The sequence below is a fragment of the Enterobacter oligotrophicus genome (assembly GCF_009176645.1).
Taxonomy (GTDB): Bacteria; Pseudomonadota; Gammaproteobacteria; order Enterobacterales; family Enterobacteriaceae; genus Enterobacter; species Enterobacter oligotrophicus.
This window is the reverse complement of the sequence record NZ_AP019007.1, coordinates 3737823-3759147: the sequence shown is the minus strand read 5'-3', so window position 1 is coordinate 3759147 and position 21325 is coordinate 3737823. Positions and strand designations below refer to the sequence as shown.

General features: G+C 59.7%; 18 protein-coding genes. 6 read left to right on the top strand and 12 right to left on the bottom strand.

Features of this window, described 5'->3' with window-relative positions:
* Nucleotides 1–69 precede the first annotated feature (69 nt).
* Genes entH through entC form a run of 5 tightly spaced genes read right to left on the bottom strand, consistent with a single transcriptional unit; the run spans nucleotide 70 to nucleotide 4899 of the window.
* Nucleotides 70–483 (bottom strand): proofreading thioesterase EntH, encoded by a 414-nt coding sequence (entH, locus tag EoCCA6_RS17965; RefSeq protein WP_152083802.1) that lies wholly within the window; start codon nucleotides 481–483, stop codon nucleotides 70–72.
* Nucleotides 484–1239: a 2,3-dihydro-2,3-dihydroxybenzoate dehydrogenase EntA gene (entA, locus tag EoCCA6_RS17960; protein ID WP_152083801.1), complete on the bottom strand. Its 756-nt coding sequence runs from the start codon at nucleotides 1237–1239 to the stop codon at nucleotides 484–486.
* Nucleotides 1239–2093 carry an isochorismatase gene (locus tag EoCCA6_RS17955; protein WP_152083800.1) on the bottom strand — a complete coding sequence of 285 codons (855 nt, stop codon included), beginning with the start codon at nucleotides 2091–2093 and terminating at the stop codon, nucleotides 1239–1241. Before EoCCA6_RS17955 ends, entA begins: the two co-directional genes overlap by 1 nt.
* Before the next feature lie 10 nt (nucleotides 2094–2103).
* Nucleotides 2104–3714 carry a (2,3-dihydroxybenzoyl)adenylate synthase EntE gene (entE, locus tag EoCCA6_RS17950; RefSeq protein ID WP_152083799.1) on the bottom strand — a complete coding sequence of 537 codons (1611 nt, stop codon included), beginning with the start codon at nucleotides 3712–3714 and terminating at the stop codon, nucleotides 2104–2106.
* A 9-nt stretch (nucleotides 3715–3723) separates the two neighbouring features.
* Complete coding sequence (gene entC, locus EoCCA6_RS17945) at nucleotides 3724–4899, bottom strand: isochorismate synthase EntC (RefSeq protein WP_152083798.1); 1176 nt, start codon at nucleotides 4897–4899, stop codon at nucleotides 3724–3726.
* Between the two features lie 187 nt (nucleotides 4900–5086).
* On the opposite strand from entC, the gene fepB reads away from it, so the two are divergent.
* Complete coding sequence (fepB, locus tag EoCCA6_RS17940) at nucleotides 5087–6046, top strand: Fe2+-enterobactin ABC transporter substrate-binding protein (protein WP_152083797.1); 960 nt, start codon at nucleotides 5087–5089, stop codon at nucleotides 6044–6046.
* A gap of 77 nt (nucleotides 6047–6123) precedes the next feature.
* Here fepB and entS read toward each other — a convergent pair whose 3' ends face one another.
* The gene (entS, locus tag EoCCA6_RS17935; RefSeq protein WP_152083796.1) at nucleotides 6124–7362 is read right to left on the bottom strand and encodes an enterobactin transporter EntS; all 1239 of its coding nucleotides are present in this window, start codon (nucleotides 7360–7362) and stop codon (nucleotides 6124–6126) included.
* A gap of 111 nt (nucleotides 7363–7473) precedes the next feature.
* Here entS and fepD point away from each other — a divergent pair, with 111 nt between their 5' ends.
* The 3 genes from fepD to fepC are packed head-to-tail and all read left to right on the top strand — an operon-like array spanning nucleotide 7474 to nucleotide 10258.
* Nucleotides 7474–8478, top strand: a complete 1005-nt coding sequence (gene fepD / locus EoCCA6_RS17930) for a Fe(3+)-siderophore ABC transporter permease (RefSeq protein WP_152083795.1) — start codon at nucleotides 7474–7476, stop codon at nucleotides 8476–8478.
* A complete protein-coding gene (gene fepG, locus EoCCA6_RS17925) occupies nucleotides 8478–9467 on the top strand; it encodes an iron-enterobactin ABC transporter permease (protein WP_152084481.1) in 990 nt (329 codons plus the stop codon). Before fepD ends, fepG begins: the two co-directional genes overlap by 1 nt.
* Entirely contained in the window at nucleotides 9464–10258 is a 795-nt protein-coding gene (gene fepC / locus EoCCA6_RS17920; RefSeq protein ID WP_152083794.1) for an iron-enterobactin ABC transporter ATP-binding protein, read from the top strand. The genes fepG and fepC overlap by 4 nt, the downstream gene beginning before the upstream one ends.
* 80 nt (nucleotides 10259–10338) lie before the next feature.
* Here fepC and entF read toward each other — a convergent pair whose 3' ends face one another.
* Genes entF through fes form a run of 3 tightly spaced genes read right to left on the bottom strand, consistent with a single transcriptional unit; the run spans nucleotide 10339 to nucleotide 15615 of the window.
* Nucleotides 10339–14196, bottom strand: a complete 3858-nt coding sequence (entF, locus tag EoCCA6_RS17915; protein ID WP_152083793.1) for an enterobactin non-ribosomal peptide synthetase EntF — start codon at nucleotides 14194–14196, stop codon at nucleotides 10339–10341.
* Nucleotides 14193–14405: an MbtH family protein gene (locus EoCCA6_RS17910; protein WP_152083792.1), complete on the bottom strand. Its 213-nt coding sequence runs from the start codon at nucleotides 14403–14405 to the stop codon at nucleotides 14193–14195. The genes entF and EoCCA6_RS17910 overlap by 4 nt, the downstream gene beginning before the upstream one ends.
* Nucleotides 14406–14415: 10 nt before the next feature.
* Nucleotides 14416–15615: an enterochelin esterase gene (gene fes, locus EoCCA6_RS17905; RefSeq protein WP_152083791.1), complete on the bottom strand. Its 1200-nt coding sequence runs from the start codon at nucleotides 15613–15615 to the stop codon at nucleotides 14416–14418.
* A 251-nt stretch (nucleotides 15616–15866) separates the two neighbouring features.
* On the opposite strand from fes, the gene EoCCA6_RS17900 reads away from it, so the two are divergent.
* Together EoCCA6_RS17900 and entD are read left to right on the top strand one after the other, a co-directional pair.
* Nucleotides 15867–18119 carry a TonB-dependent siderophore receptor gene (locus EoCCA6_RS17900; protein WP_152083790.1) on the top strand — a complete coding sequence of 751 codons (2253 nt, stop codon included), beginning with the start codon at nucleotides 15867–15869 and terminating at the stop codon, nucleotides 18117–18119.
* 54 nt (nucleotides 18120–18173) lie between these two features.
* Nucleotides 18174–18824 carry an enterobactin synthase subunit EntD gene (gene entD, locus EoCCA6_RS17895; protein WP_152083789.1) on the top strand — a complete coding sequence of 217 codons (651 nt, stop codon included), beginning with the start codon at nucleotides 18174–18176 and terminating at the stop codon, nucleotides 18822–18824.
* Here the strand turns inward: entD and EoCCA6_RS17890 are convergent.
* From EoCCA6_RS17890 to sitB, 3 genes are read right to left on the bottom strand one after another with little or no spacing between them, the layout of a single operon-like run.
* A complete protein-coding gene (locus EoCCA6_RS17890; protein WP_152083788.1) occupies nucleotides 18811–19650 on the bottom strand; it encodes a metal ABC transporter permease in 840 nt (279 codons plus the stop codon). The genes entD and EoCCA6_RS17890 overlap by 14 nt on opposite strands.
* Nucleotides 19647–20504, bottom strand: coding sequence for an iron/manganese ABC transporter permease subunit SitC (sitC, locus tag EoCCA6_RS17885; protein WP_152083787.1), 858 nt, complete (start codon nucleotides 20502–20504; stop codon nucleotides 19647–19649). The genes EoCCA6_RS17890 and sitC overlap by 4 nt, the downstream gene beginning before the upstream one ends.
* Nucleotides 20501–21322 (bottom strand): iron/manganese ABC transporter ATP-binding protein SitB, encoded by an 822-nt coding sequence (gene sitB, locus EoCCA6_RS17880; protein WP_152083786.1) that lies wholly within the window; start codon nucleotides 21320–21322, stop codon nucleotides 20501–20503. The genes sitC and sitB overlap by 4 nt, the downstream gene beginning before the upstream one ends.
* Between the last annotated feature and the right edge of the window lie 3 nt (nucleotides 21323–21325).

Here is a 21325-nt window from a genome sequence, read left to right as displayed (position 1 = left end):
ACTTCCCGGACTCACACTTTGGTTTTGTAGGCCGGGTAAGCGCAGCGCCACGCGGCAATCTGGCACGTTCTACCCCAATACCATCGTACTCAACCGACAGGTACAGCACCGCCGTCCCTGTTCGTCGAAGACCACGATCTCCCAGCTCTGGCTGGAGCGTCCCAGATGCAGCGGCTGACACACCCCGCGCACCTTGCCCTGCGACACCGCACGGTGGTGCGTCGCGTTCAGCTCCGTTCCCACCACGCTTTGCCCGTCGCGGGTCATCAGAAAACCGGCCATCGAACCGAGCGTTTCCGCCAGGGCGGCAGACGCCCCACCATGCAGGAGGCCAAACGGCTGATGGGTACGCGTATCCACCGGCATTTCCGCTTCCAGCGTGTCATCACCGATGCGGGTATAGACGATGCCCAGGTGCGCCACCATCGTATTCAGGCTGGTGGCGTTCAGTTCGTCGAGGGATAAATGACGTTTCCAGATCATTTACGCCCCCAGCGTGGAACCGCCGTCCACCACAATATCCTGCAGGGTAATGTGGCTGGCGGCATCGGACGCAAGGAACAGCACCGTGCTGGCAATCTCCTGCGGACGGGCAATTTTTCCCAGCGGAATGCCGAGCTTAAACTGCTCGCCAAAGCCGCGAATACGCAACTGTTCCGCATCATCGCTTTTCCACAGGGTGCGCTGCATATCGGTGTCTGTTGAACCCGGCGATACCAGATTACAGCGCACGCCGCTGCCCGCCAGCTCCAGCCCGACGGTCAACGCCAGGCTTTTCAGCGCCGCTTTCGAGGCACCATAAGCGCTCATGCCAATGCGCGGCGTGTGGGCCGCGTCAGAGGCCACCGTCACAATCGCCCCGCCCTGCTGACGGCGGAACTGGCCCATCGTCTGCTGGAACAGGTTAAATGCCCCACCGACGTTAACCTCAAACGTCTGCTGCCAGTCCTCCTGCGAGAGCTGATCGGTTGCGCCCATACGCAGGATACCGGCGGCATTGACCAGCACATCCAGGCGCTCAAGCGTTGCCAGCAAACGCCCACAAACCTCGTTTACCTGCGCGGCGTCCGCCACGTTCAGCGTTTCGGTGGCAAACGGATAATCGTCCTGCGGGAACGCCAGGTCGAACCCGGTCACCTGCGCACCCGCCTCGGTAAACGCCAGCGCCGTGGCGTAACCAATGCCCTTACCTGCGCCCGTCACCCAGACGGTTTTGCCGGTAAAATCGAATCCGGCCATCACTTCACCTCACGGGAAAGCAGCGCCCACCAGGCGTCAATGGTCGGATTTTTTGCCAGCATCACAAAATCGATATCGCCGTGTACTTTGCGCCAGCGCGCCGCCAGCGCCATCATGCGCACCGAGTCCAGACCGTAATCAATCAGGTTTTCGTCATCCATCGGCTCATCGGATTCGTCCAGCAGCGGCAGGACGATTTCACGCAATTCCGCTTTCGATACCGGAATGGACGGCAGCAGATCGTCGGTCATCACCACGCGGCCAGAGCGCCCTGCCACGTATTTCAGCGACATCAGGTGCTCGTCGCGGGTGAAATCGGCCAGTGCGTCGGCAATAAAGAACGGCTTGATATCACGCATAAACGCATCGGTGGCGGTGGTCATGCAACCAATGTGCGCGTAAACGCCAGTGATCAACAGCTGGTTGCGGCCGGTCTCTTTTAGCATCTGCTCCAGCGGCGAGCGGTGGAACGCGCTGTAGCGCCACTTCACCAGCACCGTGTCCGCTTCGTCCGGCGTCAGTTCAGCCACGATACGCTGTTGTTCCGGCGAACGGGTCAGGCCCGGCCCCCACATGTCGTTCAGCAGCGCACGGTCTTCATCGCTCTGCTCTTTCGGCTGGGCGGTGTAGTACACCGGAATATTGTGTTCTTTGCAGTACGCACGCAGTTTGGCGATATTCGCCACCACTTGTTGCATCATCGCGCTGTTTTCACCCCAGAAGTTCAGGAAGTACTCCTGCATATCATGAATCAACAGCGCGGCGCGTTCTGGCTCAAACGCCCAGTTCACCTTATTGGTCGGCAGGTCTGCGGCGGTTGGCAGTGCGTAAGCGGTTAATTTTGGAATGGCCATACTCTGTTCCTCAGCCCTGGGCGCGTTCAGCAAGCCACAGGCGCAACTGTTTTTTATCGACTTTGCCGACGGGCGTTAACGGAAGCGCATCAACGCTCTCCACGCGGTCCGGCAGTTTGAATTCGGCAACGCCCTGTTCCCGCAGGAAGCGACGAACCTCCACCGCGCGCAGGGGCTGTTTCACCACCAGATACGCGCAGCTCTTTTCACCCAGCAGGCTGTCTTCCATGCTCACCAGCGCGGCGTGGATCACCGATTCGTGGCGCAACAGCAGGTTTTCGATCTCTTCTGCGGCGATCTTCTCGCCACCACGGTTGATCTGATCTTTCTCGCGTCCCTGCACGGTGATGTAACCCTGCTCGTCGATGGCGATAAGATCGCCAGAGCAGTAGAAACCGTCCGCATCGAAAGCACTGGCGTTATGTTCCGGGCTGTTGAAATAGCCGCGGAAGGTGTACGGCCCACGCGTCATTAAGCGGCCGACTTCCCCGCGCGGGAGCGGATTACCGTTCTCATCCGCCACCCACACTTCATCGTCCGGGCACATTGGGCGGCCCTGAGTATTCATAATGCGTTCCGGCGTGTCGTCGAGCGCGGTGTAGTTCACCAGCCCTTCCGCCATACCGAACACCTGCTGAAGCTGGCAGCCAATCTCTGCCGGAATACGGGCGGCGAGCGTAGCGGACAGACGTGCGCCGCCCACCTGCAACAGCTTCAGGGATTTGAGCTGACCGTTCCCCGCACCTTCAGCAATCGCCTGCAGCCACAGGCTGACTGCCGGTGGCACCAGAGACGTCACGTTGATCTGATGCTTTTCAATCAGCGGGAAGCAGAGCGTGGCGCTCGGATCGTTCGCCAGCACCACGCAACCGCCTGCCGTGAAAATCCCCAGCGATCCCGGCGAACTCATGGCGTAGTTATGCGCGGCGGGCAGCGCATTCAGATAACGGGTGTCAGCGGTAATATTGCAAATCTCGTTGCTGCGACGAATGCTGTAGTCGTAGTCGTTGTGCGTGCGCGGGATCAGCTTCGGCGTGCCGGTGCTGCCGCCAGAGAGCTGGAAAAACGCCACTTCGTCGGCAGGCGTCGGGTTCGGGATGAAATTATCCGCCGGACGAGCAATTGCCGCGTCCAGGGCATGTTCACCCTTGTCGCCGCGCAGCAGCACAACGCGCACCGAGCGGTGTTCATCCACAAAGCGATTGAGGAAATCATCGCCCGCAAACAGCGTGTGCTCGCGGTCGGCAATCAGCAGTGCGGGTTTAATCTGCGTGGCATAGGCATTCAGTTCGCTGCGCTGGTGGCTGAAAAGCGCGTTGACTGGCGCAACACCGATTTGCAACAGGGCGAAGAAGGTGATGTAAAATTCAGCCACGTTGCCAAGCTGCACCAGCGCCGTCTCACCGCGATGGATACCCTGCGCCTGCAGTGCTGACGCCAGGTTGTTCACCGCCTGATGAAACGCGCGGTACGTGATGTGTCGCTCGCCGTCGATAATCGCCACGGCATCGTTATCCGCATGATCCGTCAGGATGTGGGTCAGCGGCCGATCCTGCCAGTAGCCTTTTTCACGGTAGCGTCGGGCAAAGTCCTCAGGCCAACGGGTAAAGGGAATGGTCATGAGTATTCCTTAATGCAAACCAAAGACGTTCAGCATGGTGGAGAGTTTTACGCCGGTTTCGCGCCACTCGCCCACCGGGGAGGAGGCGGGCACAATGCCTGCCCCCGCAAACAGGCGAACACTGTTTTCATGCAGGCGCGCGCAGCGTATGGTCACCACCCACTCACCGTTACCTTCGCTGTCACACCAGCCGACAATGCCGCCGAACAGTTCGCGGTCGAACGGCTCCAGCTCGGCAATCAGCTGTTTCGCCGCCTGATGCGGGAAGCCGCTCAGGGCTGGCGTCGGGTGCAGCAGGCAAGCCAGCGTGAGAGCGTTCTCGTTTTCACGCGCCTCGCCTTCTACCGGCGTCGCCAGATGCCACAGCGTCGGCGTGGTGATCAGCTGCGGAGAGGCAGGCATGCTCAGATGATGGCTGCGCGGCTCCAGAATGGTTTTCATCGCCTGCGTCACCAGGTCGTGCTCGTGGCGGTCTTTTTCGGATGCCAGCAGCTTGTTGCCTGCTTCACGGTCCAGCACATCGTCCGGCTGACGCCGCGCAGAGCCTGCCAGCGGCAGCGAGCTAAAGTGCGCGCCCTCTTTGCGCAGCAGCAGTTCCGGGCTTGCGCCCAGCAGCACACCACCGTCTTCCAGCGGCACGTGGAAGTTAAAACTTGCCGGGTTCTGAGCGATCAGACGTTCCAGCAGCGCACCGCTATCAATGGTTTTGTCGGTCTCGATATCAATCAGACGCGACAGCACCACTTTGTTCACCTTCGGCGTCGCGGTAAGCGCGGCGGCACGCGCAACCATCTCTTCAAAAACAGGCTGTGGCGGGATCTCGGTACGTTTTTCGACATTCAGCGCCTGTGCGCCCGCCACATAACGTGCGGACTGCTGACGCGCCGGGCGAGAAAAGGTCTGCCAGCTTTGGGGAATAAACAGGGACGACGGTTTGCGGGTATCGAACGGAATCGCACCCACCATAATCGGATGGGCAATGCCGCTGGCCTTTGCGTTCTGGAAAGCCTGGGCTAATTTTTGCTGGAAATGTCCAGCCGGATCGTCACCGCCAACGGCGGATTCAGAGAAGCGGGTAAAACAGCCTGACGTGGTAAAACTGCGATAGGGCGACATAAAGAAAAAGCTGTCTGATTGCAGCGTGGTCGCGGTGTGCTGGATGTCCTCAGCCAATGACGTATCCATATCATCCTCCTAAAATGATAAAAGCAGTAATAATGATTATCATTTATATTTTCGACGGCTAACCTAATCTTACAGCGCCCCGGTGTCAACCGCAGAGCAAACAACTTGTGCGACTATTGCTTGCATCCCTTCACTGCAATCATGAAAATGAGAAGCATTAACTTCAACAAAAACAGGATGCCGCTCTGTGAAACTTCCCGCCGTTTGCCGTAATGCCCTTCTTTTAACAGGACTTTTTGTTTTAGGACTAACCTCAGCCACCGCCGCTGACTGGCCCCGTCAGGTCACCGACAGCCGTGGGGTTCACACGCTTGAAAGCAAACCGACGCGCATTGTCTCCACCAGCGTGACGTTAACCGGCTCCCTGCTGGCAATCGACGCGCCGGTGGTCGCCAGCGGTGCCACCACGCCAAATAACCGGGTAGCCGATGCCCAGGGCTTCCTGCGCCAGTGGGGCGACATCGCGAAGCAGCGTAAGCTCGCACGTCTGTACATTGGCGAGCCGAGCTCCGAAGCGGTAGCCGCGCAGATGCCGGACCTGATTTTGATCAGCGCCACAGGCGGGGATTCCGCACTGGCGCTCTACGATCAGCTTTCGGCCATCGCCCCGACGCTTATCATCAACTATGACGATAAAAGCTGGCAGGAACTGCTGAAACAGTTGGGGACAATTACCGGTCAGGAAAAACAGGCCGCTGAACGTATTGCCGCATTCGATAAACAACTCGCTCAGGTAAAACAGCAGATGACGCTGCCGCCACAGCCGGTCAACGCAATTGTCTATACTGCCGCCGCACACAGCGCCAACCTGTGGACGGCGGAATCGGCACAGGGCAAGCTGCTGCATCAACTCGGCTTTACGCTGGCTGAGCTGCCTGCTGGCATGAACACCTCACAAAGCCAGGGCAAGCGTCACGACATTATTCAGTTAGGTGGGGAAAATCTGGCGACCGGGCTAAACGGTGAAGGGCTGTTCCTGTTTGCCGGCGATCAAAAAGACGTGGATGCGATCTACGCCAATCCACTTCTGGCACACCTGCCGGCGGTGCAGAACAAGCGCGTCTGGGCATTAGGAACCGAGACGTTCCGCCTGGATTATTACAGCGCGATGCTGGTGTTGCAGCGTTTAAATACAATTTTTAAATAAGTGGCACGTTCCACGTAGGCCCGGTAAGCGCAGCGCCACCGGGCGTTTTGTCGGGTGGCGGCTACGCCTTACCCGACCTACAAGGTCAACACACTCTCCTGCCTGAATCGGCGCAATTCTGCCAACGACATTAATAAAATCACGCCAATAATCGCCAGCACAAACCCGCTGCTGCTCGCCGACGCCACCGGCGTCATGATTGCCCCCAGCCCGCCGAGGATCGCCGCGCCAATCGCATCGCCCGTTACGTTTTGCGCCGTCCACAGGCCGTTAATGCGACCGAGCATCCCTTCCGGAGTCTGGGTCTGGATCAGGGTGTATTGCAGCAGAGAACTGATGGCGCTCAACCAGCCGAAGATCACCAGGCAGATCACGCCCAGCGCCCACACAGGCATCAGGCTGAAGAACCCAATGGCGATAAACGAGGCCAGCGTCGCTACCAGCATGATAAGGCCAGGACGAGCGCTCTGCGCCAGGTTGCCGCTGGTCAGCGCTCCGCACGCCGCGCCAAGCGGAATGGCAGCATACAGCACGCCAATCTCTGAAGCGCTCATCTGCCACTCCCCCGCCAGCGCCGGGTAAAGCACGCGCACGGCGCTCGCCATGGTCAACAGACCGCCGAGCAGCGCAATACCGCCAATCAGTGGATTGCTGAACAGAAAACGAATGGCGGCCATCAGCGACTTGAGCGGATGCTCACGCGGCTGCGGGGGCGGTGGAAGCAGCGGCAGACGCAGCAGCGTTAAGGTGGTGATAAAGGTCCCCGCCGCCGCCAGGCCGTAGTTCCACGCCACGTTGCCGGTCGCCAGCAGCAGGCCGCCAACCATCGGTGAAATCACCGAGCCCAGACGGACGGTAAGCATGGTAATCGCCCCTGCCTGCATCAGGTTTTCACGCCCGACCAGCGCAGGTGTGGCTGCCAGCAACGCCGTCACACCGAGTGAAGCAAAAAAGCCGTCCCACAGCCCCAGGGCATAAATCGCAATTAATGATGGCTCCGGCAGCATCGCGTTCAGACACAGCCCGACAAAACCCACGCCGCAGGTGCCACGCGCCAGCAGGATCAGCTTTTTACGCTCGTATCGGTCTGCCAGCACGCCGCCCACCATCAGCCCGACAAACATCGCCCCGCCGGTCAGGGTGACGGACAAGCCCACCAGCCAGCTGGAGTGGGTCATGGTCTGGATCTGCACCGGTACGGCAACGCCAAGCAGACCGAGGGATAAAATGGAGATAAAACGAGCGATAAAAACCGCTCGAAACGCCGGGTGCGTTTTCAACAGGCTGAGGTTGAGCAGCCAGGATTTTTGATTCATGACAAGGCCTTGAGGTCTAACGATCTACCAATTTCATGGGCGCACATGCTAACATAGCCAAATAAGATAGATAACGATAATTAATATCATTATCACATCATGGATGTTGCTATGTCGTTTTCCTCCTCCACGGTGCGTGCCATTGCCGTACCCGTGTTGTTGCTACTGTTGATCCTTGCGATTGCACTCAGCCTGCTGGTCGGCGCGAAACCGCTGCCCGCATCCGTTATTGTCGATGCGCTCTCCGGTACCTGCCAGAGTGCCGACTGCATCATCGTGCTGGATGCTCGTCTGCCGCGAACCCTTGCTGGCCTGCTGGCCGGTGGTGCGCTCGGGCTTGCCGGTGCCCTGATGCAAACCCTCACCCGCAACCCGCTGGCGGACCCTGGCATTCTCGGCGTGAACTCTGGTGCCAGTTTCGCCATTGTGCTCGGCGCGGCACTGTTTGGTTTCACCTCTCCGTCTGAACAACTGGTGATGGCCTTTTGCGGCGCGCTGGCGGCGTCGCTGGTGGTGGCCTTTACCGGCAGCCAGGGCGGTGGACAGCTCAGCCCGGTACGTCTGACGCTTGCAGGTGTTGCGCTCGCGGCGGTGCTGGAAGGATTATCGAACGGCATCGCTCTGCTTAACCCGGATGTCTACGATCAGTTGCGCTTCTGGCAGGCCGGTTCGCTGGATATCCGCACACTCGAAACCTTAAAAGTGGTTATTGTTCCGGTGATTATCGCCGCCGTCGTGGTGCTGTTTTTAAGCCGCGCGCTGAACAGCCTGAGCCTCGGCAGCGACACCGCTACCGCGCTCGGCAACCGCGTGGCACGCACGCAGTTGATGGGTCTTCTCGCGATCACCGTCCTGTGCGGTAGCGCGACGGCGGTGGTCGGCCCGATTGCCTTTATCGGCCTGATGATGCCGCATATGGCGCGCTGGCTGGTAGGGGCCGATCACCGCTGGTCATTGCCCGTCACGCTGCTGGCAACACCTGCCCTGCTGCTGTTTGCCGATGTGCTGGGCCGTCTTTTGGTGCCCGGTGAACTGCGCGTGTCGGTGGTGAGCGCCTTTATTGGCGCGCCGGTGCTGATCTTCCTGGTGCGGCGTAAACGCGGAGGTGGCGCATGATGGCCCCGTCCCGTCGTTTAGTGACCAGCGTGTCCCTGCTGATTGCCGCCATTGTGCTGCTGGCGGTCTGGAGCCTGCGCAGCGGCGCGGTAACGCTCGATTTTGCCCAGGTCTTTAATGCCCTGCTCGGCAGCGCGCCGCGCAATATCACCCTGGTGGTGACGGAATGGCGGCTGCCGCGTGTGGCGATGGCGATTCTGGTCGGTGCGGCGCTGGGTGTCAGCGGTGCGATTTTCCAGTCGCTGATGCGCAACCCGCTCGGCAGCCCGGACGTGATGGGCCTCAACACGGGGGCCTGGAGCGGCGTACTGGTGGCGATGGTGCTGTTCGGTCAGCACCTGACGGCAATTACCTTTACGGCAATGACTGGCGGCATTTTAACTTCGTTGATTATCTGGCTGCTGGCCTGGCGCAACGGTATCGACACCTTCCGCCTGATCATCATCGGTATCGGCGTGCGCGCCATGCTGATGGCCTTTAACACCTGGCTGTTACTGCAGGCCTCGCTTGAAACTGCGCTCTCCGCCGGGCTGTGGTATGCCGGTTCACTGAACGGCCTGACGTGGGGCAAAACCTGGCCTGCTGCCCCGCTCATTTTACTGATGTTTGTTGGCGCGCTGCTGCTGGTGCGCCGCATGCGCCTGCTGGAAATGGGTGATGACAGCGCCTGTGCGCTGGGCGTCGGCGTTGAGCGCTCGCGCCTGATGTTGATGCTGGTGGCGGTATTACTGACAGCCGCCGCTACCGCCATTGCCGGGCCGATCTCATTTATCGCGCTGGTGGCACCGCACATTGCGCGGCGTCTCAGCGGCACGGCACGCTGGGGCTTAACCCAGGCGGCGCTGTGCGGTGCGTTGTTGTTGCTGGCCGCCGATCTCTGCGCCCAGCAGCTGTTTATGCCTTATCAACTTCCGGTGGGCGTGGTGACCGTCAGCCTCGGCGGGATTTACCTCATCGTGTTGCTCGTTCAGGAGTCACGCAAGAAATGACAGACACAGCATCCCGCTTGCGCGGCGAAAACTTAACCCTCGGCTATGGCAAAAAAATCATTGCCCGCGATTTAAGCGTGGCAATCCCGGATGGTCACTTTACGGCGATTATCGGCCCGAACGGTTGCGGCAAATCGACCCTGCTGCGCACCCTCAGCCGTCTGATGACGCCGGTTGAGGGTTGCGTGTATCTCGACGGCGAGCAGATCCAGCGCTTCGCCAGCAAAGAGGTGGCACGCCGCATTGGGCTGCTGGCGCAAAATGCCACCACGCCGGGCGATATTACGGTGCAGGAGCTGGTCTCGCGCGGGCGCTACCCGCACCAGCCGCTGTTTACCCGCTGGCGCAAAGAGGACGACGAGGCGGTGAATCGGGCGATGCAGGCGACGGGCATTACCGATCTCGCACAGCAAAGCGTGGACACCCTCTCCGGCGGGCAGCGCCAGCGGGCGTGGATCGCGATGGTGCTGGCGCAGGAAACCTCCATCATGCTGCTGGATGAGCCGACAACCTGGCTGGATATCAGCCACCAGATTGACCTGCTGGAGCTGCTGAGCGAACTGAACCGCACGCAGGGGTATACGCTGGCGGCGGTGCTGCATGATTTGAATCAGGCCTGCCGCTACGCCACGCATCTGATTGCACTGCGGGACGGTGAGATTGTGGCGCAGGGCGCGCCGAAAGCGATTGTGACGCCGGAGTTGATCGAGCGGATCTACGGTATGCGCTGCATGATTATTGACGATCCGGTGGCGGGTACGCCGCTGGTGGTGCCGTTGGGTCGGCGGTAATTGCCGGGTGGCGGCTTCGCCTTACCCGGCCTACGTTCGACGTGTAGGCCCGGTAAGCGCAGCGCCACCGGGCATTTTCACTATCCCAAAATCCCCTTCAACACCGGCCCTATCTTCTCAAACGCCTGCGGCGAGATAATATCCACGTGGGCGCAATCCTGGCTGTAAACCTCCAGCTCCCCCACCCACGGAGCCCAGGCCTGCTGCGGGTCCATCGTTCGCGTGCGCTCGGCGACAAACAGCGTTGCTTTGCCGTCGAAGCGTGAGCTGTGCGCCGTGGTAAGTAACCGCACCGCGTCGGCGTAGTTGCCTTCAATGGCGTTAAACAGCTCGCCGGAGCCCTGCCCCTGCTGCGCAGCGATAAACGCCTGGCGTTCGCGTTCGATTTCGGCCAGCACTTCCGGGTCAAGGCCGTTGGCCTCTTTCTCCGCCCAGTTCTGCGTTTCCGGCGGCCAGGTATCCAGCAGGCCGAGGAACGCCACCGCTTCACCCTGCTCGCGCAGACGCGCGGCAATACCCTGCGCCAGCGTGCCGCCGAGTGAATAGCCGAACAGATAATACGGGCCATGCGGTTGTTGTGCGCGCAACGTATTCAGATGGTGCGCGATCACACCATCCAGATCCGCACACTGCTGCATCGGCCCCGCCGGGCGCGGTGACTGAATACCGGTAATCGACCAGCGCGGGCTGAGGTAGCGCGCCAGCACGCTAAACTGCCACGCAAAGCCGGATGCCGGGTGGAAGCAGAACAGCGTCGGGCCGTCGCTTTCGCGCAGCGGCAGGATCGTCTCGTAACCCAGACGCTGTGCCTGCTCATCGCTCATCTGCGAATCCATCAACGCGCTGAGCTTGCCGACCGTCGACGCCACCATAATTTGCCCCGGCGTCACTTTGCGGTCAAACGCACGGCTGAGCTGTGCGGCCAGGCGCATCGCCAGCAGCGAATGTCCGCCGAGGGCAAAGAAATCGGCGTCGATATCGTTCACCTCGCAGCCCAGCAACGCGGTGAACGCCTGCGCCACGGCTACTTCGGTTTCACTTTCCGGCGCACGCCCTGAGGTTTTGCTGGTCAGCTCCGGCAGCGGCAGCGCCTTGCGGTCGAGCTTACCGTTAGCGCTTAACGGCAGTGCGCTGATTTGCAGCAGCACCACCGGCACCATGTGCGGCGGCAGTTGTGCTCTCAGGGAAGCCAGCAGCGCATCGCGATCCAGCGGTAAACCGGATTCGGAGACAACGTATCCCACCAGTTGACGGGCATCCCCACCCGTGGCCGCCGCCTGGTTAAACACGCAGGCGTGTGCCACGGCCTGAGCCACATCCGGCAGCGAAAGCATCGCCCGATCGATTTCGCCCAGCTCAATGCGCTGGCCGCGAATTTTCAGTTGATCGTCGCTGCGGCCTAAATACTCCACCGCGCCGTTATCCAGCCAGCGGGCAACGTCGCCGGTGCGGTACATCCGCTCGCCGGGCGCGAACGGGTCGGCAATAAAGCGGCTCGCCGTGAGATCCGGGCGTCCCAGATACCCCTGCGCCAGCTGAATGCCAGTGAGATAGAGATCCCCCGCCACGCCGAACGGCACCGGTCGCATCATCGCATCCAGAATGCGCAGTCCCGTGTTCCACACCGGGAAGCCAATTGGCACGCTATTACCTGTAACCGCCGCCAGTTCCGGGCCAAACGCCGGATACCAGCTCACATCTACCGCGGCTTCCGTTGGGCCATAGAGGTTATGCAGCGGCGCGTGGGTCAGTTGCTCCCACTCACGGCACAGTTCGGTCGGGAGCGCTTCGCCACTGCAGAACACTTGTTTCAACGTTTTGCAGCAGTCGGCATTTTCCGGCGTCAGCGAGGCAACAAACGCTGCCAGCATTGACGGCACAAAGTGGGTGGTGGTGACGCCGTATTGTGCAAAGAAGCTCTGCATTGCCTGCGGATCGCGGTGTGCGTCCGGCTCGGCCATCACCAGCTTCGCCCCGGCGATAAACGGCCACCAGAATTCCCATACCGATACGTCAAAGCTGCACGGCGTTTTCTGCGCCACCACGTCGCTCGCATCAAGCGGATAGTGATCCTGCATCCACTTCAGGCGGTTAACGATAGCGGTATGCCCGACCATCACCCCTTTCGGACGACCTGTCGAGCCAGAGGTAAAGATGATGTACGCGGTCTGCTCTGGCTTCGCCAGGTGCAGCGGCTCACCGTCCGTTGCAGGTAATAGTGTGTTGTAACTAAACGTCGTTACGGGCAGATCGCTAAAGCGCGGAAGCTGTTCATCGGTAGTAATAAGCAGAGACGGTTTTGCGTCTTCCAGCATCATCCGCAGACGATCGTCCGGGTAACCGGTGTCCAGCGGCAGCCATGCGGCCCCGGCTTCCACGATGCCATGCAGCGCCAGCGTCAGGAACACCGAGCGCGGCAGAGCGACCGCCACGCTGTCGCCCGGCTTCACGCCGCGCTCACGCAGCACGTTTGCCAGTGCGACCACCTGCTCACGCATCTGGCGGTAGTTCAGTTCGATATGTGCATCGGCCAGCGCAGGGGCGTCCGGCGTGTTGCGCGCCTGTTCCGCTACCAGTTCCGCCAGCGTGGTGGACGGTAACGCCAGCCCGGTGTCGTTGATGCGGGCAAGCTGCTGGTATTCCTGCTCAGAAACGGTTTCCACCTCCCCACAGCGCAGGTCCGGGTTCGCTGCAAACTGCGTCAGCATCGCGTTCAGGCGCGCAACGTGGCGGGTGAGCGTCGCGTCATCGTAACGCTGTTTGTTAGCAAGGATTTCAATGCTCAGACCGCCCTGCTCGTCCGGGAACAGCGCCAGCTCAAGGTCGTTAACCGGCCCCGTTGCCAGCGTGTGGGTGATGGCGTCCACACCGTCGATATCCAGCTGATAATCGAAGACTTTGACGTTCAATACCGGCCCGAACAACGCTTCATCGCCTGCGGCACGCCCGCTGTCACGCACGATCTGCTCAGCGTCGTAACGCTGATGGCGGCGCATTTTTTTCAACTGGCTGGACAAACGCAACGCCAGCGCCGGCAGGCTCTCCTGCGGGGCGATATTCACCGCCAGCGGCAACACGTTGAGCACCGGCCCGGTTGCGGTTAACGCCGCTGACCCCATGCGACGCATAAAGATAAACCCGGCGGCATAGTCCAGCCGACCGGTAAGACGGCCAAGCCACAGCGCCACCAGCGCAAGCGCCAGATCGGTACGCTGAACCGGCCCTGCGGCCTGTGCAAGCTGGCTGAAGGCGCGGCTGTCGGCAGTCACTTTCAGGCGCAAGATATCGGTGGTTGCTGCACGCCCTGGCAACGGCGCGGACGAGAGCGATACGGGTGGCGGAAGCTGCCTGCGCTGCTCTGCCCAGAATGCGCCGTCGCGCTGATACGCTTCGCTGTCGCGATAGCGCTGGTACTCGTCCACCACGTCGGCAAACGGTGTAAACGGCGATTCAGGTGCAGGTTCACCCTTTTTCCATGCGCTGTAAATGGCAGCGATCTGGCGGGTAATCGCCGGAAAACTGAAGCCATCTACCAGTAAATGATGATAACGCTGATACCAGTACCAGCGACGCTCGCCCACCTGAATTAACTGGTGAAATGCCAGCGGCTGGCCGCTGTCGACACGCAGGTTCTGATTGAGATCGGCTTCCATCAGTGCCACGGCGTCGTCGTGTGTGTCGGCGCGAACGATTGACGGCTCCGGCAGAGTGATGGACTCGTCCACCCACTGCCACACCTCGCCGTTATCTTCCGTAAAGCGTGTGCGCAGGGTATCGGCCTGCATCATGCCCGCAACAATCGCTTTTGCCAGCAGCGGCGCGTCGATATCGCCTTTCAGTTCGGTATAGTGCGCCACGCTCCAGGCGTTTGGCAGCGAGGAAAGCTGTTCCGCCATCCAGATACCCGGCTGGGCGGCGACGAGAGGAAGACGGTTCATGCGTTTTCCTCCGCAAAGTAAGACGGTTCAAGCGTTTGCCAGTGTCCCGCCAGCCACTGCTGGCACGCTTCCTGAGATTGCGGTTCGCACACCACGCGCCAGCCCGCGGGCAGTTCGCACTGCTGCGGCCACAGGCTGTACTGCCCCTGGTCGTTTTGCAAAATGGCGAACTGTCCCTGCGGATTATCGAAAGGATTGCTGAATTCCATACAGACTCCGTTATTGAATAAGTGGCTGCCAGAGAGCCATCAGCCCCTGCGTCAGCCCACCGCGCCAGCAAAGCGCATCGTGTCCGCCGTCAACCTGACGCCAGATAACCGGTTGCTGTGTGTGTAGTTCGGCGTAAATCGCCTGATTTGCGCGGAAAATAAGTGGCTCATTGCGCCCCGCCTCAAGGACGATGCGCAGCCTGCGTGCGGTTTTTTCACCCGCTTTAAGTTGTTCGATAAGTAGTCCGTCCTGCTGTGCACCGCGGTGCGGCCACCAGTAGGAGCCGGACTGACTGAGCACGCAGCCAAAACGCTGCGGCCAGTTAAGGCCAGCATAGAGTGAAGAAAGCCCGCCAAAACTCTGGCCTGCGACGACCGTCCGGTCAGCGCGGTCGCTGAATGGCGCGAGGGTTTTCACTAGCGGAAGGAGTTCTTCCTGCACCGCCAGCCAGAAATCAGGATTGCAGGGCAGCTCGCGGCTGCGGTGTGCGGTGTCGATCACGTCAATCAGAACGTAAACCGCGGACGGCAGTTTGCCTTCGCTGGTCAGTGACGCCAGGGCAGGCCAGACGGGCATGCTTTCCGCCCAGAACTGACCGTCGAGCAACACGGCCAGCGGACGTTCAGGGCTTTCCTCGCCGGTAGTGAAAATCCACACGCGGCGACGGTTATGCAAACGCTCGCTCTTCCATTCAATACAGACAGGCTGTTTGTATGGTGTATCGGGATGGTTCCAGCCTGGCTGCACCGGTGCGCCGGGCATCTCCAGCGCCGAGACGGCATGGCCGCGCCCGCCACGCCAGCTCTGCGGGTTCAGCGGGTCGGAAACCGCGTGGGGCAGCAGTTTCCGCCAGCCTTCACGCAGCGCCATGCGGTCCGGTTGCTCGCCGTGAAACACCGTATCGGCAAAATCATGTTCGTTATCAGAAGGGATAAAACAGTAGCTTCCGCGCCACGCGGGGCTGAACTCGCCCTGCCAATGCCAGACGTCGGTATCAGGAATACGCTCAAGGGATTGCGGACGGGCATTTTGATGGTGATCGGTCACACCGGTGATATAGATCCAGACGCGCTTCACCGTCGACGTGTTTTGCGTACCCGCCGGGTCACGCCACCAGAACGTCACGCGATAGTTACCCTGAATACCTGTCACGTCCGGGCCGCGTTTCGACTGCCACCAGGCCTCACTTCCCGTTGTTAACGCCGTCACTATAACCTCATGTTTATCGAGTCTTTTTTTGTTGCAAGACAAAAATTATTGATAATATTATTGATAACTATTTGCATTTGCAATAGCGTAGTGCCCGCGCTGTGGGAAGCGCGCTCATAAAATAACCATGCCACGCGTTGTGTGCGCTCGAGGACAGGGCTGCTTACGCAACATGCGGGTGACAACATGCCGCCTCCTCTCCCTTTCGGGAACGGAGACCAGGGGATGCGGCGCGAAAAGCAGGACGTACAATGAATAAGAAGATTCACTCCCTGGCCTTGCTGGTCAACTTAGGGATTTACGGCGTCGCGCTGCCAGCCCTGGCAGACGACACGACTGCCGCCACCGCGCAGCACGAAGACACAATGGTGATCACCGCCGCAGAACAGAACCTGCAGGCACCTGGTGTATCAACCATCACCGCCGACGAAATCCGTAAGAACCCGCCCGCGCGCGACGTTGCCGAAATCATCCGTACCATGCCGGGCGTTAACCTGACCGGTAACTCCACCAGCGGCCAGCGCGGTAACAACCGACAGATTGATATCCGTGGTATGGGCCCGGAAAATACCCTGATCCTGATCGACGGCAAACCGGTCACCAGCCGTAACTCCATCCGCCTGGGCTGGCGCGGCGAGCGTGATACCCGTGGGGATACCGGCTGGGTGCCGCCAGAGATGATCGAACGCATCGAAGTGATCCGTGGCCCGGCCGCCGCCCGTTACGGTAACGGTGCAGCGGGTGGAGTGGTGAATATCATCACCAAAAAATTCGACGACCAGTGGCATGGTTCCTGGAACACCTACCTGAATGCACCAGAACACAAGGACGAAGGTTCAACTAAACGCACCAACTTCAGTCTGAGTGGCCCGCTGGGCGGCGACTTCAGCTTCCGCATGTACGGCAACCTGGACAAAACCCAGGCCGATGCGTGGGACATCAACCAGGGCCACCAGTCTGAGCGTACCGGTACTTACGCCGACACGCTGCCAGCAGGCCGTGAAGGTGTGGAAAACAAAGACATCAACGGCGTGGTGCGCTGGGACTTCGCGCCGATGCAGTCTCTGGAGTTTGAAGCGGGTTACAGCCGCCAGAACAACCTCTACGCGGGCGATACGCAGAACACCAACAACGATAACAGCACCAACGGTCTGGTGAAGAAAAACTACGGTAAAGAGACCAACCGTATCTATCGTCAGAACTTCGCGGTAACCTGGAACGGCGGCTGGGATAACGGCATTACCACCAGCAACTGGGCACAGTACGAACACACCCGTAACTCCCGTCTGGGTGAAGGACTGGCGGGCGGCCTGGAAGGGCTGTTCAACAGCGATAAATTCACCGATACCGATCTGGCTGACGTGATGCTGCACAGCGAGATCAACCTGCCGATTGATTTCCTGGTTAACCAGAACCTGACGCTGGGTACTGAGTGGAACCAGCAGCGCATGAAGGATTCCACCTCCAACACCCAGCCTCAGCAAGGGGGGACGATCCCTGGCATGAGCGACGATCGTAGCCCGTACTCATCGGCGGAGATCTTCTCTCTGTTCGCTGAGAACAACATGGAGCTGACCGACAGCACCATGTTGACGCCGGCGCTGCGTTTTGACCACCACACCATCGTGGGCAACAACTGGAGCCCGTCCCTGAACCTGTCGCAAGGTCTGGGCGATGACTTCACCCTGAAGATGGGTATCGCGCGCGCGTACAAAGCACCAAGCCTGTATCAGACCAACCCGAACTATCTGCTGTACAGCAAAGGCCAGGGTTGCTACGCCAGTTCAGACGGCGTGGGCTGCTACATGATGGGTAACGATGATCTGAAAGCCGAAACCAGCATCAACAAAGAGATTGGCCTGGAGTGGAAACACGACGGCTGGCTGGCGGGTGTGACCTGGTTCCGCAACGACTACCGCGACAAGATTGAAGCGGGCTATGCGCCAATCGGCCAGACCTCCACCAGTAAAGTCACCACCGATATTTATCAGTGGGAAAACGTGCCAAAAGCGGTGGTGGAAGGTCTTGAAGGTTCCCTGAATGTGCCGGTCAGCGACACGATCAACTGGACCAACAACATCACCTACATGCTGCAGAGTAAGAACAAGGAGACGGGCGATCGTCTGTCGATCATTCCGGAGTACACGCTGAACTCAACTGTGAGCTGGCAGGTCCATCAGGATGTGTCGCTGCAGTCCACCTTCACCTGGTACGGCAAGCAGCAGCCGAAGAAATATAACTACAAAGGTCAGCCGGTTACGGGCTCTGAGAAAGACGAAGTCAGCCCGTACAGCATCGTTGGCCTGAGCGCGACCTGGGACGTAACCAAAAACGTCAGCCTGACTGGCGGGATTGATAACGTCTTCGATAAACGTCAGTGGCGTGCAGGTAATGCCCAGACGACGGGGAACACCGCTACTGGCGCGTATATGTACGGTGCAGGTGCCTACACCTACAACGAGCCGGGTCGTACCTGGTACATGAGCGTGAATACGCACTTCTGATAGACTGTAAGCCCTCTTCCCGCGAAGGGGGCTTTTTTCTTATCAGAGGATACGATGCATACCACTCACAGCCTTATCACCCTTGCGGGTTATCGTCTCCATCGAATTGAATTTGATCCCGCAACCTTCACCCACGCAGACCTGCTCTGGTTACCTCATCACACCACGCTCGCCCACGCGGCACCTAAACGCCAGGCGGAGCATCTTGCCGGACGCCTTGCCGCAGCGCATGCCTTGCAGGAGCACGGTATTTCTGCCGTGCCAGCCATTGGCGGCAGCGGCGAACCCTTGTGGCCTGCTGGCATCGCCGGGAGCATTACGCATACGTCCGGCTGCGCGCTGGCTGTGGTGATAAATCGTGCGCGGCAACCTGTCGGTATCGACTGCGAGACGATTTTACCCGCAGAGGAAGCCGAAGAGATTCACGCGGGGATTGTCAGCCCGGAGGAAGCATCGCGCCTGCGTGACAACGCGCTGCCGTTTACCGTCGCCCTGACGCTGACCTTCAGCGCCAAAGAGAGTCTCTTTAAGGCGCTGTTCCCCTGGGTGAATGCCATGATGGGGTTTGACAGCGCTCGCGTCATCGCGCTCGATGCTGAACACCTGACGCTGGCGCTGACTCGCCCGCTGGCAGGGTTTCAGGAGGGCGCAGCGTTTACCCTGCACTGGAAACGCATGGGTGACAACGTTATCACCCTGCTGTGACGCTTTCCTGCCGCTTCGCCTTCATGCTCGTGACCGTGAAAGTCATGACAAACACCAGGGCAAACAGCACCACTATTGTCGGCGCGGGGGCGCTGTCGAGGTAAAACGAGAGGTAAACGCCGCTCAGCGATACCACCACCGAAATCACGGTTGCGACCAGCAGCGCGACGTGAAAGCGCCGGGTCACCAGCACCGCAACGGCACCGGGAGCAATCAGCAGCGATATCGACAGAATAATCCCCACTGCTTTTAGCGTTGCCACAATCGTGAGCGAAACCATGCACAGCAGCCCGTAATGCAGCCAGCGTGTGCGTAAACCGCTCACCTGCGCCTGCTGGTAATCAAAACAAAACAGCAGAAAATCGCGCCATTTCAGGCCAATAATGGCGACAATCAGCGCAGCAACGAGGCCACTTTGCAGGATATCCATTCCGTTAATCCCCAGCATATCGCCGAACAAAATATGGTCGAGATGCACTTCAGGTTTAACGGCGATGTAGAGAATCAACCCGGCGGCGAACATGCCGGAAAAGACGATACCCATAACGGTATCCTGCTTAATTCTGCTGTTATCTTTGAGATACCCCGTGGCAATGGCGCAGAACAGCCCGGCCACGAATGCGCCGAGCGCCAGCGGCAATCCCGCCATCCAGGCGAGTACCACGCCGGGGAATACCGCGTGGCTCATGGCATCGCCCATCAACGCCCAGCCTTTTAGCACCAGAAAAACCGAGAGCAGCGCGCAGGGAATTGCCACCAGCAGGGCAATCACCAGTGCGTTGTTCATGAAGGTAAAGCTGAACGGTTCAAGCAGCAGCGTAATCATATTTCGCCCTCCGGTGCCTGGCGCGCACGGCGTCGGCTTGCCAGAAGGCCATGCACAGGCGCAAAGACAAAGGCCAGCAGAAACAGCAGGGTTTGTGCCACCACGATAATCCCGCCTGTTGCACCGTCCAGATAATAGCTGCACCACGCGCCAAGAAAACTGGTGATGCTGCCAATCGCTACCGCAATCATCAGCAGTCGGGGGAAGCGATCGGTCAGCAGCCAGGCGGTTGCGCCCGGCGTGACCACCAGGCAGATGACGAGGAAAGCGCCGACAGTTTGTAGCGCGGCCACCGTGGAGACCGCCAGTAGCGTGAAAAACATAATTTTCAGACGCGCCGGACGCAACCCAATCGCCCGCGCGTGGTTTTCATCAAAGAAGGTCACCATCAGATCTTTCCATTTCACCAGCAGGATGAGGATCGACACCACACCGATGATCGTCAGTTGCACGATATCCTCCGGCGCGATGGCCAGGATATTGCCCAACACAATGGTCTGAATGTTCACAGAGGTCGGGTTAAGCGACACCATGAACAGGCCAATCCCGAAAAAGGAGGAGAAGATCAGCCCGATGATCGCATCCTGTTTCAGTCGGCTGCGCTGGTTGAGAAACAACATGCTGCCTGCCGCCAGCCCGCCCGATAAAAATGCGCCCAGCGAGAATGGCAGCCCGAGCATATACGCGCCCGCCACGCCAGGGACAATCGAATGCGATAGCGCATCGCCAATCAGTGACCAGCCTTTGAGCATCAGGTAGCAGGAGAGAAAGGCGCACAAACCGCCCACCATGGCGGAGACCCACATGGCGTTGAGCATGTAGGTATAACCAAACGGTTCAAGCAGCGCGGTCATTGTGCCCTCCCCTCACCCGCAGGCAGACGATGCGCGACAAACGGACGCTCGTCGTCGGTGATAATGCGCTCTTCTGAACCGCTGAGTACCACGTGTCGCAGCACGCCGCTGAAGGCGCGCTCAAGATTTTCTGCGGTAAAGGTGGTCTCCGTCGGCCCGCTCGCCAGCACGGTGCCTTTGACCATCACCGTGTAATCGCAGAATTCGGTCACCGAACCCAGGTTATGCGTCGAGACCAGCATCGTCTTACCCTCGTCACGCAGTTCGCGCAGCAGGCTGATAATTTTGGCCTCGGTTTTCACATCCACGCCGGTAAAGGGTTCATCAAGGAGGATCACCTGCCCCTGCTGAGCGATGGCGCGCGCGAGAAAAACGCGCTTCTTCTGCCCGCCGGACAGCTCGCCAATTTGCCGGTGGCGAAGCTCCAGCATATCGACGCGCCTCAGGGCTTCGGTGACGATGCGGCGATCGTGCTCTTTGGGACGACGCAGAAACCCCATATGACCGTAGCGCCCCATCATGACCACATCTTCCACCAGCACCGGAAACGACCAGTCCACCTCTTCCGACTGCGGAACATATGCCACCAAATTCTGGCGCAGCGCGCGATGGGTGGGCATGCCCAGAATCGCAATTGAACCGCTGGCTACGCGCACAAAGCCCATCACCGCTTTAAAGAGCGTAGATTTACCCGATCCGTTTACGCCCACCAGTGCGGCAATTGAGCCGCCCGGTATGCTAAACGTGGCATCGTGGAGCGCCGTGTGGCCGTTTCGGTACGTCACCGTCACATCTGAAACGACAATCCCCTCTTGCATGTT